This window comes from Akkermansia muciniphila (genome assembly GCF_030848305.1).
GTDB lineage: Bacteria > Verrucomicrobiota > Verrucomicrobiia > Verrucomicrobiales > Akkermansiaceae > Akkermansia > Akkermansia muciniphila_A.
The window spans coordinates 1,186,351-1,203,120 of the sequence record NZ_CP114598.1 but is presented as its reverse complement, the minus strand read 5'-3'; the positions used below and the strand labels follow the sequence as shown (position 1 = coordinate 1,203,120).

Annotated in this window: 16 protein-coding genes; 14 read left to right on the top strand and 2 right to left on the bottom strand. The window is 55.7% G+C overall.

Going from position 1 to position 16,770, the window contains the following annotated elements; all coding sequences use genetic code 11:
* Window positions 1-216 precede the first annotated feature (216 nt).
* The 5 genes from O4G22_RS05310 (at window position 217) to O4G22_RS05290 (ending at window position 6,426) form a co-directional block, all read left to right on the top strand.
* Entirely contained in the window at window positions 217-1,962 is a 1,746-nt protein-coding gene (locus O4G22_RS05310) for a sulfatase family protein (protein WP_306702349.1), read from the top strand.
* Window positions 1,963-2,075: 113 nt separating this feature from the next.
* Window positions 2,076-3,632: a beta-N-acetylhexosaminidase gene (locus O4G22_RS05305; protein ID WP_306702348.1), complete on the top strand. Its 1,557-nt coding sequence runs from the start codon at window positions 2,076-2,078 to the stop codon at window positions 3,630-3,632.
* A gap of 121 nt (window positions 3,633-3,753) precedes the next feature.
* Window positions 3,754-5,169 carry a cysteine--tRNA ligase gene (gene cysS / locus O4G22_RS05300; protein ID WP_306713962.1) on the top strand — a complete coding sequence of 472 codons (1,416 nt, stop codon included), beginning with the start codon at window positions 3,754-3,756 and terminating at the stop codon, window positions 5,167-5,169.
* A 4-nt stretch (window positions 5,170-5,173) separates the two neighbouring features.
* Window positions 5,174-5,512 (top strand): cupin domain-containing protein, encoded by a 339-nt coding sequence (locus tag O4G22_RS05295; RefSeq protein WP_094137304.1) that lies wholly within the window; start codon window positions 5,174-5,176, stop codon window positions 5,510-5,512.
* Window positions 5,512-6,426, top strand: coding sequence for a DMT family transporter (locus O4G22_RS05290; protein WP_094137303.1), 915 nt, complete (start codon window positions 5,512-5,514; stop codon window positions 6,424-6,426). The genes O4G22_RS05295 and O4G22_RS05290 overlap by 1 nt, the downstream gene beginning before the upstream one ends.
* A gap of 191 nt (window positions 6,427-6,617) precedes the next feature.
* Here O4G22_RS05290 and O4G22_RS05285 read toward each other — a convergent pair whose 3' ends face one another.
* Complete coding sequence (locus O4G22_RS05285; RefSeq protein ID WP_306702346.1) at window positions 6,618-8,609, bottom strand: ABC-F family ATP-binding cassette domain-containing protein; 1,992 nt, start codon at window positions 8,607-8,609, stop codon at window positions 6,618-6,620.
* 80 nt (window positions 8,610-8,689) lie between these two features.
* A complete protein-coding gene (locus tag O4G22_RS05280; protein WP_306702345.1) occupies window positions 8,690-9,193 on the bottom strand; it encodes a peptidylprolyl isomerase in 504 nt (167 codons plus the stop codon).
* A gap of 202 nt (window positions 9,194-9,395) precedes the next feature.
* Between O4G22_RS05280 and O4G22_RS05275 the strand changes: the two genes are divergently transcribed.
* From O4G22_RS05275 to O4G22_RS05235, 9 genes are all read left to right on the top strand, one after another.
* A complete protein-coding gene (locus tag O4G22_RS05275) occupies window positions 9,396-10,169 on the top strand; it encodes an Hsp33 family molecular chaperone HslO (RefSeq protein ID WP_306702344.1) in 774 nt (257 codons plus the stop codon).
* Between the two features lie 117 nt (window positions 10,170-10,286).
* On the top strand, window positions 10,287-10,856 hold the full coding sequence (locus tag O4G22_RS05270) for a hypothetical protein (RefSeq protein ID WP_094137299.1): 570 nt from the start codon (window positions 10,287-10,289) through the stop codon (window positions 10,854-10,856).
* Entirely contained in the window at window positions 10,853-11,908 is a 1,056-nt protein-coding gene (locus O4G22_RS05265) for a hypothetical protein (RefSeq protein ID WP_306702343.1), read from the top strand. The genes O4G22_RS05270 and O4G22_RS05265 overlap by 4 nt, the downstream gene beginning before the upstream one ends.
* Window positions 11,905-12,870, top strand: a complete 966-nt coding sequence (locus tag O4G22_RS05260; RefSeq protein ID WP_306702342.1) for a GDSL-type esterase/lipase family protein — start codon at window positions 11,905-11,907, stop codon at window positions 12,868-12,870. Before O4G22_RS05265 ends, O4G22_RS05260 begins: the two co-directional genes overlap by 4 nt.
* Window positions 12,871-12,937: 67 nt before the next feature.
* Window positions 12,938-13,345, top strand: coding sequence for a hypothetical protein (locus tag O4G22_RS05255; RefSeq protein WP_306702341.1), 408 nt, complete (start codon window positions 12,938-12,940; stop codon window positions 13,343-13,345).
* Window positions 13,346-13,750: 405 nt separating this feature from the next.
* Window positions 13,751-14,731 carry a hypothetical protein gene (locus O4G22_RS05250; protein WP_306702340.1) on the top strand — a complete coding sequence of 327 codons (981 nt, stop codon included), beginning with the start codon at window positions 13,751-13,753 and terminating at the stop codon, window positions 14,729-14,731.
* 27 nt (window positions 14,732-14,758) lie between these two features.
* Complete coding sequence (locus O4G22_RS05245) at window positions 14,759-15,391, top strand: hypothetical protein (protein ID WP_306702339.1); 633 nt, start codon at window positions 14,759-14,761, stop codon at window positions 15,389-15,391.
* The gene (locus O4G22_RS05240; RefSeq protein WP_306702338.1) at window positions 15,391-15,957 is read left to right on the top strand and encodes a hypothetical protein; all 567 of its coding nucleotides are present in this window, start codon (window positions 15,391-15,393) and stop codon (window positions 15,955-15,957) included. The genes O4G22_RS05245 and O4G22_RS05240 overlap by 1 nt, the downstream gene beginning before the upstream one ends.
* A 194-nt stretch (window positions 15,958-16,151) precedes the next feature.
* Window positions 16,152-16,757 (top strand): MarC family protein, encoded by a 606-nt coding sequence (locus tag O4G22_RS05235; protein ID WP_094137293.1) that lies wholly within the window; start codon window positions 16,152-16,154, stop codon window positions 16,755-16,757.
* Window positions 16,758-16,770: the final 13 nt, after the last annotated feature.

Genomic DNA, 16,770 nt, shown 5'->3' with positions numbered 1-16,770 from the left:
GCCGTCCGGCTGCGGAACGGTTTATTCATGAGCTTCCGCTCCAGCCCCATTTTTGTATTGAAATATAAAACTGATATTCTATTTTTCCTAAAACTCTCTTCCAGCGTTTTTTCTTTCGGGAATGTGGTCTTTTCCGCTCCGGAGGAAATGCCCTTACGGACAAATCCCGCCGCTTTCCCTTCCAACCATTCGCCTGTTTAATTCATGATTTCAACAATGAACCGTCATGCCGCCACCGCCCTGATGCTTGCGGCCTGTTCCCTGTCCGCTTCCGCAGACCAGCCGCAGAAGCAAACGCCGGATCAGCGCCCCAACATCGTAGTCATTGTCACTGATGACCATTCCTACCAGACCCTGGGCACCTGTGAAAAGGACTCTCCCATGCCTTATCCGAACTTCCTCAAACTGGCGGACGAAGGCATGGTCTTTGACCGGAGCTACTGCGCCAACTCCCTGTGCGGTCCTTCGCGGGCCTGTATTTACACGGGCCGCCATTCCCATATGAACGGGTACCTCTTCAACGAACATGCGGCTCCTTTTGACGGTTCCCAGCCCACTTTCCCGAAAATGCTCCAAAAGGCCGGTTACCAGACCGCCATCGTCGGCAAGTGGCATCTGGAAGCCATTCCGCCGGACGCCAAGGGAGACACGTCCAAATATGAATCCAACCCCACCGGATTCGATTACTGGGAAATTTTCCCCGGCCAGGGCAACTATTTCAATCCGGATTTTATCACTCCCGGCAAAGACGGCAAGCGCGTGGTGAAAACGGAACCCGGCTATGCCACGGAACTGGTCACGCAAAAAAGCCTCAAATGGCTGGACCAGAGGGACAAGGACAAGCCTTTCATGCTCGTCGTGGGCCACAAGGCTCCCCACCGCTGCTGGTGCCCCTCCATTCAGAATCTGGGCCGCGCCAAACAGTATGCGGACGCGATTGACCCGCCCGCCAATCTGGAAGACGATTTTGCAGACCGTCCGGAATTCCTGAAAATGACGGAACAGACCCTGCTCAACCATTTCAACGTATGGTCTGACGAACACCTGATCAAGGAGGTGGTCCCGGAAGACATCCAGAAAATGCTTTCCTGCCCGGAATCCAAGACCCTGCATACCCAGTATGACTGGGAAATGCCGGAATGGGTGCGCATGGACCCGCAGCAGAAGGAAGCCTGGTACAACTATCACAAGGCCCGCACCGTACAGCTTGTCAAAGATATTAAAAACGGAAAAATCAAAACGCAGCGTGACATTTTGCTGCGCCGCTGGCGCCATTATATGGAAGACTATCTGGGCACCGTTCTTTCCGTGGATGAAAGCATCGGCCAGATCATGGATTATCTGAAACGGAACGGCCTGGACAGGAATACGCTGGTTCTCTACTGCGGAGACCAGGGATTCTACATGGGGGAACACGGCCTGTACGACAAGCGCTGGATTTTTGAAGAATCCTTCCGCATGCCCCTCATCATGAGATGGCCGGGCCACATCAAGCCAGGCGTGCGCTCCTCCGCCATAGTGCAGGAACTGGATTATGCCCCCACTTTCTGCGAGGTAGCCGGGGTAAATACCAAGGAAAATATGAACACCTTCCAGGGCCGCAGCCTTACTCCCCTGTTCCAAACCGGGGAACATCAGAATTTCAAGAATCGTCCTATCTATTACGCCTTTTACGAAAATCCGGGCGAACACAACGCTCCGCGTCATGACGGCCTGCGCACGGACCGTTATACGCTCTCCTATATCTGGACCAGCGACGAATGGATGCTCTTTGACAACCAGAAGGATCCGGCCCAAATGCACAACGTCATCAACAAACCGGAATATGCGGAAACCGTGAAAGAGCTTAAAGCCCTTTACGGCAAGCTCCGCAAAGACTACCAGGTGCCGAAAGGCTTCCCCGGGGCCACCGGCAAACTGGCCGTCAAGCCGCAATGGGACTGCGCTCCTTCCAGAGATTAACGCCGCCATTCACCGCTCCTCCCGAAACACGGGTTATCCGGAACACGCCATTGACGGCGGAAAGACAAGGTTTAACTCCTCACACAAACAACAACCATTACCACACGCGCCGCATGAAATCAATTTTGCTAGCCGTTGCGTTCCTGGGCTCCCTCTGCTGGGCCGGAACCAATCCCTACAACATTATTCCGGAGCCCGTCAACGTGACGACGGCTTCCGGAACTACCAAAAACCTCAAGATCGTCCACGAGCAAAAAGTCGCCGGACTGGGTAATGAAGGGTATACCATGAAACTGACTCCCGGCGGCGTGGAACTCCGTTATACCACGCCCAACGGGAAGGCCATGGCGATGGCGACCCTGCTCCAGCTTCAGGACCAGCTTTCAGATACTCCTGAAGGCCTTCCCTGCGGCAACATCCAGGATTCCCCCGACTTCGGCTGGCGCGGCATGATGGTTGACGTGGGCCGCTACCACTACCCCATGAAGGAGATCTATAACTTTGTGGACGCCATGCATTACTACAAATACAACGTCCTGCATCTCCATCTGACGGAAGACCAGGGCTGGCGGCTCCCGGTGCCGGGCTACGATAAGCTCCGCACTATCGGCGCCGTCCGTCCCTCCGCCCCGGCAAGCCAGAACAACTCCCTGCTGGCCAATGAAGGCATGTATACCAAAAAGGAACTCCAGGACCTGGTAGCCTACTGTAAAGCGCGCGGTATCCAGGTGCTCCCGGAAGTGGAAATGCCGGGCCATAACATGGCCCTGGCCGCATCCTATCCCGAATTCTGCTGCAATACCAAACGGGCCCAGGTATGGACGCACGGCGGCGTTTCCTCCAAACTGATTTGTCCGCAGAAACCGGCCACCAAAAAGTTTCTTAAGGATACCTTCCATACCGTTCAGCAGATATTCCCTTTCCCGTACATCCACATCGGCGGTGACGAATGCCCCATGGGAGACTGGAAGAAATGCCCGGACTGCCAGGCCGCCCGGGCCAAAAAGGGCCAGGGGGATAATGTGGAAGCCCAGATGAGCGATTTCACGAAAAGCCTGACGGCCATGCTCGCCAAGCACAGGAAAAAGCCCATCCTTTGGTATGACATCAACAAAAGCTATTACCACAAGGGGGAAACCGTCATGTCCTGGCTGCCGGGAGAATTCCCGCGTTGCATTGACAAGACGAAGGAACAGGGCATCGACCTCATCGTCACTCCCCAGTTCAAGTATTATCTGGCGCGCACCCAGATGAAATTCCCGGCGGACGACGTGCGCGCCCGGCCCGGGGGCGCCCCCATCCTGCTGAAAGACTGCTACAACTTCGATCCCCGCAACGGACGGGACAAGAGTGACGTCAAGCACATCAAGGGCATCAACCTCTGCATGTGGGCGGAATGGATTCCCTCCGGCGAATTGCTGATGTACATGACCTATCCTCGCGCCATGGCAGTTTCCGAAACCGCGTGGGGCAATCATAAAAACCGTCCAAGCCTGGAAGAGTTTGAAAAGAAGATGGAAACTCACAAAAAACATTTCCAGAAGCGTTTCGGCTATACTTTAGAGCGCACGGTGGAAAACAAACCCTACCGGGAAAAATTCATCACTCAGGAGGAAATAGAGCGTATCAACGAGAATTATAAAAAGGGCCAGCAAAACGCGGATAAATAGCGTTTCCTTTTCTCTCGCCATCCTCTGATTCTTTCAAGGCCGGGGCCGCGGACTACCGCAGAGCCCCGGCTTTCTTTTCCCGCTTGACCGGGAAGCCCTCTTCCCTTCTAATCGTTCCGCCATGTTACACCTTTACGATACCCGCACCAGAACGGCCCAGGACATTTCCCCCATGGACGGAAAAACGCTGCGCTTTTACTGTTGCGGACCCACGGTGTACGGTCCTGCCCACATCGGCAATTTCCGCACCTTCGTGATGCAGGACGTCTTCCGCCGTGTCCTGGAACTGGGGGGGATTCCCACCACGCATATCCGCAATCTGACGGATGTGGACGACAAAACTATCCGGGATTCTCAAAAGGCCGGCGTTTCCCTGGCGGAATTCACCGCTGGCTGGGCGGACCTGTTCCACCGGGACTGCGCCGCACTTAATTGCCTGCCTCCCCATGCGGAACCCTCCGCCGTGGGCCATATTCCCGAACAGATACGAATGGTCCAAATACTGGTGGAAAAGGGCCATGCCTATGTCTCGGAAGACGGTTCCGTGTATTTCAGAATTTCTTCCTTCCCGGAATACGGAAGGCTTTCCCACCTGGACGAACGTGAACTGGATTTAGGAAAAACCGCCAATACCCGGTCCAACGCGGACGAATATGAAAAGGATTCCGTGGCGGACTTCGTGCTGTGGAAGAGCCGCAGGCCGGAAGACGGCGACAACTTCTGGCCCTCTCCCTGGGGAGAAGGCCGCCCCGGCTGGCACCTGGAATGCTCCGCCATGATCCATAAATACTTCGGCAATGACTTCGATCTCCATTCCGGCGGCGTGGATCTGGTATTCCCCCATCATGAAAACGAAGTGGCCCAGTCCCGCTGCGCCTGCGGCGGAGGCTTCGCGCGCCTGTGGTTCCACATCACGCACCTGCTGGTGGACGGCGGCAAGATGTCCAAATCCCTGGGCAACATGTACACGCTGGCGGATTTGGACAAACTGGGCCATAAGCCGTCCGCGGTCCGGTACGTGCTGGCGGGGGGCTATTACCGCCGTCCGTTGAATTTCACCCTTTCCTCGCTGGAAGACGCCAAAGCCGCGCTGAACCGCCTGGCCAAATTCGACACGCAGCTCAGGAACGCCTCCGGAACGGATTCCGTTCCATCCTATGAGGAATTCTGCGCGGCACGCCCGGAATTGGGAATCTTCCGGCCGGCATGGGACAGCCTGAACGATGACCTGAACACCCCGGAAGCTCTGGGCCATGTCTTCAGCGCCATCAAAAAGGCGGATATCCCCTCTCTTTCACCGGAGGAGGCGCTCCGCTTGCGGAATGCCTTCCACTTTATCCTGTCCGCCTTCGGCATTATTCTGCCGGAAGAGGAACAGGAGGAGGCTCCGGAAGAAGTTCGCGTCCTGGCGGATCAACGCTGGCAGGCCAAGCAGAACCGGAACTGGACGGAAGCAGACCGTCTGAGGGCGGAAGTGGCAACACTGGGCTGGGTCATCAAAGACCGCAAAGACGGATACGACCTGGCACGCAAATAAACGAATGGACTCCTTTTCCCCCATCCCCAATCATACGGGCTTCACGGCCAGGGACCTGTCTATGGACAGGCCGGGAACCCTGAAAGGCGGCGCCTTCGCCAAAATAAGCCCCGGCGGCGGAGGCCCCCTTTCTCCGCACCGCCATGCCCACGCCCACTTATTCATTGTCACCCGTGGAACAGTCTCCGTCATGCTTGACGGAGAAGAACGAACGGTTCACAAGTACGAATCCCAGCTCGTTCCCGGCGGCGTTCTCCATGCCGTCTGGAACAGGAATGCGGAACCGGCGGAAATCCTGGGCCTGACGCTGGAAGCGCCTTCCTCCCCCACATCGTCAATTTAATGAGTTCCCGACAGCGCACCCTGGGACATGCCGCCGCCCTAATGACCATTATCATCTGGGGAACGACTTTCGTCTCCACCAAGGTGCTCTTACGGGACTTCACCCCCGTCACGGTACTCTTCACGCGCTTTGTAATAGGATATGCCTTTCTCTGGTGCCTGAAACCGCGGGTTCTTCCATTCTCCGGCTGGAAAAAGGAACTCCTGTTCGCCGGAGCGGGATTGACCGGGGTTACCCTGTATTTCCTGCTGGAAAACATCGCCCTGACTTACACTTTCGCCTCCAATGTGGGAATTATCGTGGCCGTGGTGCCTTTCTTCACAGCCCTTCTAGCCCATTTCCTGCTGAAAGGGGAAGGCTTTTCCCGCCGTTTCTTCCTGGGTTTTGCCGCCTCCTTCACGGGTATCTTCCTTATCATGGCAAACGGCGCCTTCGTGCTGGAACTGAATCCGGCGGGAGACATCCTGGCGCTGGGAGCGGCCTTCGTCTGGGCGGCGTATTCCATTCTGATGAAAAAAATCGGCGTCAACACGTCCAACATGATCATCTGCACGCGCCGCATTTTTTTCTATGGCATCGCGCTGATGATCCCCGCCCTGTGGGTCCTTCCGGCAAATATGGACTGGCGTCTGATGGCAAAACCCGTCAATGCCGTTAACCTGCTGTATCTGGGCCTGTTCGCTTCCGCACTGTGCTTCCTGACCTGGAACCGCGTGGTGGAAATGCTGGGAGCCGTCAAGTCCAGCGTTTACATTTACATGGTACCGGTCGTAGCCGTGGTGGCCTCAGCCATCATTCTGGGGGAACGCCTGACCTGGATATCCCTGGCGGGGATCCTGCTTACCCTGTTCGGCGTCACGATTTCAGAGTACAGAAAAAAAACACGGAAAAGCGGGAAGAAAAGGCCATCCTGAAAGAAATCTGATTTTTCCCGTTCCGGTTTTCGATATTTCCCCCCTTGCAGGAAAATGGACGGAAACCGCTTTCAGGACATGTCAAACTTATGATTTCCCGCAACGGACAAACATTCATTTATCACGTTGCGGAAAAGATTGTCTCCGGATTAGATATCCGGCAACAACAAAGTTTCCTGAAGAAAATCCTCTCAGCTCCCGGAAACGCTTCTTTCCGCCTCTTTTTGAATGCGCGCTTCCGTCTCTTCAATCTTTTCCGAAAGATCTGCCCATTGCGTAAAACAGGTTTCCAGCTGCCGGTCCGTCTGCTGGAAACGGGAGGTAAGCTCCATGACGGCTTCCGTATCAGCCGCTATTTCCGGACGTTCCAACTGAGTAGTAATTTCCGTTTTTTCCGTTTCCAGTCGCGCTATTTCTTCTTCCAGCAGCTCCAGTTTCTCCTGAAGCGGACGCAGCAGGCGCGTCTTCTTCTGGCGGATTTCCGCCTCCATGCGCCTGCGTGCCTTGCGGTCCAGCCCGGCTCCCGGTTCCGCCGTTCCGGAAGAGGGTGAGGCGGCGGCGGCCAAGGCCTGATCCCGCTCCACCTTTTCCAAATAATCAGAAACGTTGCCCAGGTACACGCGCGGTTTTTCTCCCGGGACAAATTCCAGAACTTTCGTCACGATGGGATCCAAAAAACTGCGGTTGTGGGAAACGATGCAGTAGGAACCCGGATATTCGGACAGGGCCTGTTGAAGCACCTGCTGGGACTGGATGTCCAGATGATTAGTCGGTTCATCCAGAATCAGGAAATTGGCCGGATGCAACAGCATGCACACCAGCGCCACACGGGAGCGTTCGCCCCCGGAAAGCACGCCAACGCGCTTGTGCACGTCATCCCCCCGGAACAGGAAACAGCCAAGCAGATTCCGGACCATGGGCGCAGATTCCCGCGTGGCGGCAACTTCCACGCATTCCAGAACCGTTTTCTCCGGATCCAGGTCGTCAGCATGCGTCTGGGAGAAAAAAGCTACCTGCGTATGGCGTCCCATGGTCACGCTGCCGGAGCTGGGGGCCTCTCCGCCGGAAATAAGGCGGGAAAATGTGGATTTCCCTGCCCCGTTTACTCCTACAATGGCAATGCGGTCCCCTTTTACGATTTCAAAATCCACATCCTCAAAAACGGCAACGGGGCCGTAATGCTTGGAAACCTTTTCCAGCCTGACTACAGAATGGGCGCCGGCTGGAGGGGCAGGAAAGTGAAAGTTCATGACGGCGTCATCCTCCTCCACCTCAATCAGCTCCACTTTTTCCAGCTGCTTGATGCGGGACTGCACCAGGGAAGCCTTGGTGGCTTTATAACGGAAACGGTCAATAAACTCCTTCGTTTTGGCGATCTCCCGTTCCTGGGCTTTTTTCTGGCGCAGCAGAATCTCCTTCCGCAGCACGCTTTCCTTCAGGAAATAGGAAAAATTGCCCGCGTACTCCTCCGCACGGCCGTGGTAAAAAGCAATCGTACGGGAAACCAGGGAATCCAGCAGCGCGACATCGTGGGAGATGAGGATAATAGCACCCCGGTAGGAGCGCAGGTACTGTTCCATCCACCGTTGGGACTGGATGTCCAAATGGTTGGTAGGTTCGTCCAGAAGCAGCACTTCAGGTTCCCGGAGCAGCAGTTTGGCCAATGCGATGCGCATTTGCCAGCCGCCGGAAAATTCTCCGCAATCCCGGTCAAAATCCCTGTCTTTGAATCCCAGGCCGCGCAGGATAGATTCCGTCCGGGGACGCAGCCGGGCGGAATTATGGGCATGCAGCACCAGTTCCAGTTCCCCGATTTCATTGAGAACTTCAGAGTAGGCGGCGGAACGGGGATCCAGCCCCGCCATTTCCCGCGTCAAGGCATCAATGCGCTCCTGAAGATCCATCAGGTCCGCAAAAGCGGACATGGCTTCATCAATCAATTTGCGCCCGCGGATATGAATTCCTTCCTGGGGCAGATAACCCACCTGGGAATGCCTGGATTTGATAATGGAGCCGGAATCCGGTTCATTCAAACCGGCGATGCACTTCATCAGCGTGGATTTTCCCGCGCCGTTATGGCCCGCCAGGGCAATTCTTTCCCCATCCTCCACTGTAAAGGATAGGTCATTGAACAGGACGCGCGCGCCATACTGCACGCGCAGGTTTTGAACAGCCAGAACCATGTGCTGAAAAAGCAGAGAGAGGAAAACAGCGGAACGGGCGTCCCCGCGCCGCGTTCCGCTGAATGAATTCCGGAATGAGGTTATTTACCAAGCGCCTTGTTCCACGCGGCAATGCGGTCGGCCTGTTCCGCAAACAGATCATCCGCATTATCTTCAATCGTAATGCCGGAGATGGTGTCTCCCTGCTTAATGGAATCCACTACGCTCTGGCCTTCCGTCACCTTGCCGAAGACGGTGTGCTTGCCATTCAGCCAGTCGGTGGGCACATGGGTGATGAAGAACTGGGAACCGTTGGTGCCGGGGCCCGCGTTCGCCATGGAAAGCACGCCGGGGCCGTCATGCTTGAGGTCCGGGCGGCACTCGTCTTCAAACCTGTAGCCGGGACCTCCCATGCCCGTGCCGGTGGGGTCGCCGCCCTGAATCATGAAATCCGGAATCACGCGGTGAAACTTGAGCCCGTCATAAAACCCCTTGGAAGCCAGATTCAGAAAGGAAGCCACCGTCACGGGCGTCTTGGAAGCAAACACCGTCAGCTTGATGTCGCCCTTGGAAGTATGGATGGTGATATTTTTGTCAGTTGCCATGGGTGTATGTTAAACGCGCCAAAAGGCATGGTAAAGGCTTATTGCGTGCAGTCCCCGAGCCCCTCCGTTATTTCCCGCCCGTTTCTCTGCCGCACCTTTCCATGCCGGGAAAAAGAATACTGCCGCGCCTGCCTGTCATGATGGTTCCTAATGACAGGAGGAACGGTTGATTTTCCATAGAGGAAGGCCGAACTTGAATGACATGAGCGAAGAACTGGTAGAAGAATTCATTACGGTTGAATCCATTTTTGTCCGCGGACGCAATTGTCTGGCGCTCAGGTCAAAATTCTCTCCCCTGTTTACGGACTACTACCTTCACCTCATGCAGTACGGCCTGCGCAACGAAGAACTCTGCGACAGCCTGCTGAAAGAACTCATGGCCTATTTCACTCTCTACATGGTCGCACGGCCCTGGGCGGAACAACATGCCTGGACTGTCAATCTCCGGACGCCTGCCGTCGCCAACCTGTTTGTGACCGGTTCTTCCCTGACGGAATCCGTAGTGGGGCGCGTCTTCACCCGGGACATCAAGGAACCTGAGGAAAACACGCTGTATTCCACCCTGCTCCGCAAGGGGTTTGAACCGCAATACTCCGTCGTACCCATTCCGGGAACGTCTCCGGCACGGTGGGTGGAGGAATTCTACAGGCAAAGCGAACAGAGAAACGCCCGCTGCATTGAGCTCCCGGATGAATGCTATACCATGGTGACGGCCCAACCTGACGCGGATGAAGAATGGCTTGCTTCCCTTACCCGGGAGAAAATGGCCCATCTGGAAGAAGATGAAAATACCCGCGTGCTGGAAACGCGCCGGTTCCGCTTTTACTGCGGCTGCACGCTGGACCGCATCCTGCCTACGCTCAAGACCCTTCAGAAAAACAAGGAAGACCTGTTCCAGGGAGAAGATGAGCTGGAAGTCACCTGCCCCAGGTGCGCCGCCATTTACCGTGTGACGAAAGAAAATCTGGAAGATTGAGACATACATGATTTCTTTCTGACAATTAGTCTTTTCGGCAACGAACTTCGTGCTTAAACTTTCCTTGTGCCGACTTGTCCGAAGTGTTTACATAATTTCCACCGCGGGGCGGAATCATTGTGCCCCCACTGCGGTTTTTCCCTGGAAAATCTGGACAAAAAATACGGCAAAAACGCCATTCCCTACCGCCGCGTATGCGACAACGCCGGCGCTCTCCGGCAGCAGGACCGCGTGAGACTGAATGCCCTGCTGGAGAAACTGGAGCGCCGCATTCCCCCCGTTCTCCTGTCCGTTTATTTCCCCAACATCCTGGAGCCCTTTTCCCTCATTCCACACAGTTTCTGGACAATGAACCACCTGACGGTGGACGAGGCAGGCTTCCCCAACCACCAGGGACCGCTGGACCCCCAGTGGCTCCTGATTCTGGTGCTGGATGTGCGGACGGACACGGCCTGCTTCATGTGGGGGTATGAACTGGACCCTTATGTAGAGCCGGACCTGATCAACAAATCCATCATGAAAGCCCGCATCCCCCTGCGGGAAAGCATGCTCCTCCAGGCCGCGGGTTCCATCATGAAAAACGCCGTCCAGCTCGTAGCCCGGAAAGCGCGCTCCAAGGTCAGGCATCCCATGCGCTATGGATTAACGCCTCCCGCTCCTGCGGACCGGAAAGGAGGCGGCGCATGAACCCCCTTTTATGCCCGCTCCTGCTGGCGGCGGCCATCTTTCCGGCTCCGGCCCAGGAATTGCCTGCCCTGAAATGGACCACCCGCGACCAGCAATCCCTGATGAGAGGCGCGTGGTGGAATGCCAACCCTCCCTTGCTGCCCCCTGTGGATGCGGCGGCCCCCTCCGATCCCATGCCGGAACCCGCCGCCAATGCAGACTCCCCCGCCGTAGACCCCATTCCGGAGGATTTTACGGACGTCAATGAATATTTCCTGCCGGACTACATCCGCACCTCCACCGGCCTGATTGACCCCCAGAAGCTTCTTGCGGAAGTGGAAAGCAATGACGTTATTGAGCTTATCAAGCTCGTCAAATCCCGTTACAACGTCAACCTGTTCGTCAGCATCTTCGCGGCCGGGCAGAAAGTCCCCCCTTCCGTCAATGCCCCCACGATCGCCCGCCAGATATTCAGGGACAAGGAGCGCAACCTGCTGCTCCATTTCCACATGGGAGATATTAAAAGTGCCCAGATCGCACTGGATCCGGAGCTGAGTTCCCACCTTGGGGATGCGGGACGGCGGGATCTCCTGTACCAGGTGAAGCAGGACGCCTCCCGATTCACCAACCCGCAGGACGAACTCATTGAGGCCATGATTTCCCTGGCCAGAAGAACGGAGGCGGACATGGCATCCGCCCCCAGGCCTTCCCTCCCCGCGCTGGAGCCGGACAACCCTGCCAGCATCCCGGAAGCCAACATCACCATCCAGGAACCGGAGGAGGCGCAAGAATCCTCCCTCCATGCCATGATGAAAGCCTGGATGTCCTTCGCCCTGGCCAATGTAGCCGGCATCATCCTGCACATCTCCGCACTGGCGGCCGTGGTGGTGCTCTGGCTGGTCTGGAAAAACAAAAGAGTGGTGCATCTGCTGCCGTCAGAGCCGGATAAGCGCCTGGGCGCCCCCCACGGAGCTTCCCAGAGCCGTCCCGTGAACTACTGCATGCAGGACAGCTGCGGGCCGAACTCCATCGGACGCAGGCAAATGCGCCAGCACATGCGCGACGTCTCATGACAGAATCATCCCCACCCCCCGGAATCCGCGCCTCCCTGAATGAGGCGGGAGAACTGGCGCTTACCGCGGTGAACGCCCCTCCGGAAGCCGTCATCCGCATGGACATAAATGCGGATACCCCCCGCATGCTCTGCACGCAGGGCCGTTATCTGGCTCCGGTGCAGGCCCCGCCCGGCACGCGCATCCGCTTCCGCCTGTTCCGGGGAAAGCGCGGCATTACGGCCCCGGAAACCTTCATCATGCCCGGCCCGGCCCCCGCCCGGGCCGTACCCTCCACGCTGATTCCCTGCACCCAAGACCGGGACTTCATGATTTACGACTGGGCGTCCCGGCACGAAGCCGCGTGCCGCATCGTGCGCGAAACACGCCCGGACCTCCTCTTCATCGGAGACTCCATCACACATTTCTGGGGAGGTCCGCCCGTGGACGAACCGCACCGGGACATCCTCCAGAAATCCCCGGAAACATGGGACCTGTGCGCGGCGGGAATGCGGGCGGTCAACCTGGGGTTCGGCTATGACCGGGTGGAAAACGCCCTGTGGCGGCTCCGCCACGGAGAACTGGACGGAGCGGAGGACAATGCCGTTTGCGTGGTGCTCCTCGGCACGAACAACCTTTCGGAAAACACGGACGGCGAAATCCTGGAAGGCATTCGTGCCGTCTGCCGGGAAATCACCGGCAGACTGGAAAAAGCCGTCATCATCCTCCAGGGATTCTATCCGCGCAACAGCGCCCGGGAAGGCACGGCGGAACGCATTGCCGGCATCAACCTCCTTCTGAACCGCCTGGCCGCGGAAGAAAATTTCATCTATACGGAGCCGGGACGCGTCATGGCTAATAGCGACGGACACGTCCCGGAAGAGCTTTCCAGCGACGGACTGCACCCTTCTGCGGCCGGTTACGCACGCATCGCCGCCGTACTGGCTCCCGTCATCAGACGGGCGGCTGAACGGAAAAAATGACGCCGGCAAGAAACCGGACCCATCTTCCGGTGTTTTTCCTCATAGAACCCTCAGCGGAACCGCCACCATGAACGAACAGGACGATACAACACTCTGGCAGATTCTGGGCCATGCTTCCCAACCTGCGCCGGGAGACGATTTTGCCCGCAAGGTCATGATGCGCATTGAAAGGGAAGAATGCGCTCCTGCCGTTCCGGTGGAATCCATTCATCACTTCAAGCGGCATTCCTTCCGCATTTGGGGAGCTGCGGCGGCAGCCCTGGTGGCGGCCGTCATCGGCATTGCCGCCCTGATGGAACCCTCTGCCCCGGAAACAGCCCCCCTTTCCATCGCTACCCTGAATATTGACGATGTACTGGTAGAGGAAGCCGGGCTGGCTCTGGGACAGGAAAACCTGGTAGACGCCCTCTGCGTGCTGTCCTCCACGGAAACGGGAGTCATTTCCTCAGACAATATTCAGGATCTTCTTCTGTAACTCCGGAAACGGAAATACCATTCAATGCCCGGCCGGCGGCGCAAGCCTCCATGCCGGGCGTTTCCGTATTATTTTTCCCTACTGCCTTGAATCCGTATTTCAGAAACCCCGCTTTTTCCGAAAACGGAAATGTAAAGAGTCTGTATCCCGGAGGGGCAACTCATCCGGCAGGAGGAACGGGGCTACCAGCCCCTGTAGGGTCTAGCTTAATTCATACACAAGCGTAGCGATACGTTCCAAACAACATATATATGGCGGGCGTTGGATGGCATCCGCCATTTTTATTGGAGATAATCGGGGATTTTTCCCCATCACGTCCAGAGCGTGTTGTTGTTTTTTGGAATTCCTACAAGGTGTTCACAGAACTAAATGGTTAGTTCTGTGAACAAGAAACAATTCAGGAACATGAATAATTATATACCACTGAACAAGGCGGTCGGCCCGAAGCTTATCTGCGACGGGGAGCAGGCTCTCATCCCGCAGAAACTCGGAGTTGACGCGATGACGTTCAACTTTGACGGGTCGGCGTGCGAGCACGCCACTTGCGCCGGAGCGCCGGAAATGTTCATCAAGGTCGAGGAAGACGGCCTGTATTATTTCGGCGTGGAGGCTGACGACACAGGCAGTATCTCCATTGCGGGCGAAGAACTTTGTAAGAAGGATGGGATACCTCCCAACGGCAAGCTGAATCTGGAAACGGCTATCAGGTACTTGAAAGCGGGCTATTACAAGGTAGCCCTGTCTTACGAGAATAATGCCTACAATCCTGTCAGCAACAATGCGGCCGCGTTCAATGTGACGATGGACAGGGAACCCATTCAGGCAGGGAAGTACGAAGGCAACTCGACGATGAAACGCGAATTCTCACCGTCCCCCAAAATCAAATTGTGGACGATTGAAAAGGAATCCACCATTACCTGTGAACCGTCCAAGAAAGTGGAGGTGACGCTCGAAGAACCTGCACCCGTTATCAAAGAAGGGATTGGTCCTTGCAAAACGAAATTCATTATCCCTCAAATCATCATAACGGCTTGCAAGGATGAAGTGCTTGAGCGATGGAACCCGCGCGTCCAACAAGTTTCCACCGGTTCTACGATTCTTGTGCTCACGGGAACTTATAGGGACGCTCTTAAAAACCCTCCTATTACCGAAGATGAAGCCGTCGAAGCGGTCAACGAAATGAACGGCTATCAGGAACGAGGAAGAGTGGGCACATGGCACACGATGCAAGCTTCTCTCGCCCATGAAGAACATCACCGCCGCCAATATAATGACGCTTTCAAATTCTACTGGGACAATTTGAGAATACAGGATTCGATCGAATTAAAACCTGTTTCCTGCGAAAAATTTCCGGAAATGGATGATGCCTTGGCAGAAATGAGGTAGTCCGTTCTTAATTGGACAACTACCTACTTGAACGCTGTTAGGCACTATCTTGAATTGTTGCCGGATGATGCCAATGATCGGCCCTATTGCGCCGGCCAGCAAGTTCTGAACGAGGCGACCCTTGGAATCATCCAACAGGCGAAGGCCAATGGATGGAATAAGGTACCCGATGAAGTCACGGAACCGGGAACGATCGAACCGCCCTGTTTCCTTCCTCCTGTCAACGGCATGTATGCCCGCAGCGTGGCTGTTGCGGAGGAACCGTCCTCCCTGAAGCTTTCCTTTGCGGATACTTCCCGGTTCGCGGAAGGCAACATTATGGTCCGCTTCCGCAACGAAGGAAACGAGCCTGTCCGGATTCCGGACGAAATCAACGACGAAACGGCCGATTATTTCTTCCTGACGGTGTTGAGGACGGAACGGGGGGATTCCCGCATTCTGAACTCTGAATTGGGGAAAATAACCTTTCATCGTTCCTTGAACTATCGGGAGCTCTTCCCCGGCCAGGAATACAGCGTCACGATTCCGGTATGCCTGGATGAAGTCGATCTGGAGGGCTGGAAACAATGTTCTTGTGAACTGGAAACGCGCTACTATAATCAGCACGGTAAGGATTGTTTCCGGGGGATGCTCCGGGCGACGGCCAAACTCGCGCTGTAATGAAAAAAATTTTCCGGTATTTAGCACTTCTGGCAAGCCTGTCCCTCCATGCGGTTGCGTGGGGGGACATGGCCGACAACGGAATTGAATGTTCCGTGGTAATGGAAAAGACCCGGTTTGACGCGAGGGAGGCTTTCCCGGACTTCAAGCTGGTGTTCACGAACAAGGGTGAAAAGACCGTGCGCCTGTTCGACGACTTCTATCCCCTGAAGGACGACGGGCCGAATATCGGCATCGAAATATGGCGAAAAGCGGGAGGGAAGAGATATGGGTACATGGTGGGCAAAATAAAGAATCCAATAGCCTGTTATGGACCTGGGTATAAACTCGAACGGGTAGCGGCTCTGATGCGCTTCATTACGTTGAAGCCGGGAGAAAAGCATGAAGTTCCCATCAAGGAAGTTTACCTGTTGCTGACGTATTTTGACCGTCTTCGCAATGGTGAGAACTACGAGTTGGAAGTGATCTTTCGTGACGGATATGGAGATCCCTGTATTCGGAGGGTGTATGTAGGGAAGGCAGCATTTCATACGTCGAACCGGTCGCCCAAAGGAGCCTTGCCTTAATAGCTTTTCTGTTTTATTAAAAAGCTATGGTCTCCTACGCAAAGTTTCCCCAGAATTCCTCAAATCGCTTTCCAGGCATAAAGGCCCGGCTCCTGCGCTAGTGAAGAAAATAGCAATCCGGGCAGAGAAAATTTCCACTGCTGGCGGTTCCTTTTGACGTACACGCCCGCATCGTTTACAACGGGGCATATTCCATGCAGGATTTCCTTTCCACTGTTATTCTTCTGTTCATCGTCATCGACCCGGTGGGTCTGGCGCCCATGATTCAGGGAATGCTGAAAAAATACTCTCCCGCGCAACAGAAGACTATTCTGATGCGGGAACTTGCATTTGCGTTGAGCCTGCTGCTCCTTTTCTTCTTTTCCGGGAAATTCCTGCTGAACCTGCTGGGGCTGCAACCCTCCACCCTGAGCATTTCCGGAGGCATCCTGCTGTTTCTCGTAGCACTGGGAATGGTCTTCCCCGCCAGGGATATGCTTTCTTCCTCCGGCCGGGCGGACGGAAAGGACGAACCCTTTATTGTTCCCATCGCCATGCCCCTGATGGCCGGCCCCTCTTCCCTGTCCATCATTATGCTGCACGCCTCCCAGACTCCGGACAGCATTTCCCAGATGACTTATGCCGGGGCCATTGTAACTGCCTGGTTCCTCTCCGGAATAGTGCTTTTCATCGCCCAGAAGTTCCTGCGCCTGCTGGGGGAAAAAGGGACAATCGCCCTGGAACGGATGATGGGCATGGTGCTCATCATGATTTCCGTCCAGATGTTTATGAACGGACTCGCCGGCTACGGCGTCAAATAGAAAAGCGGTTCCG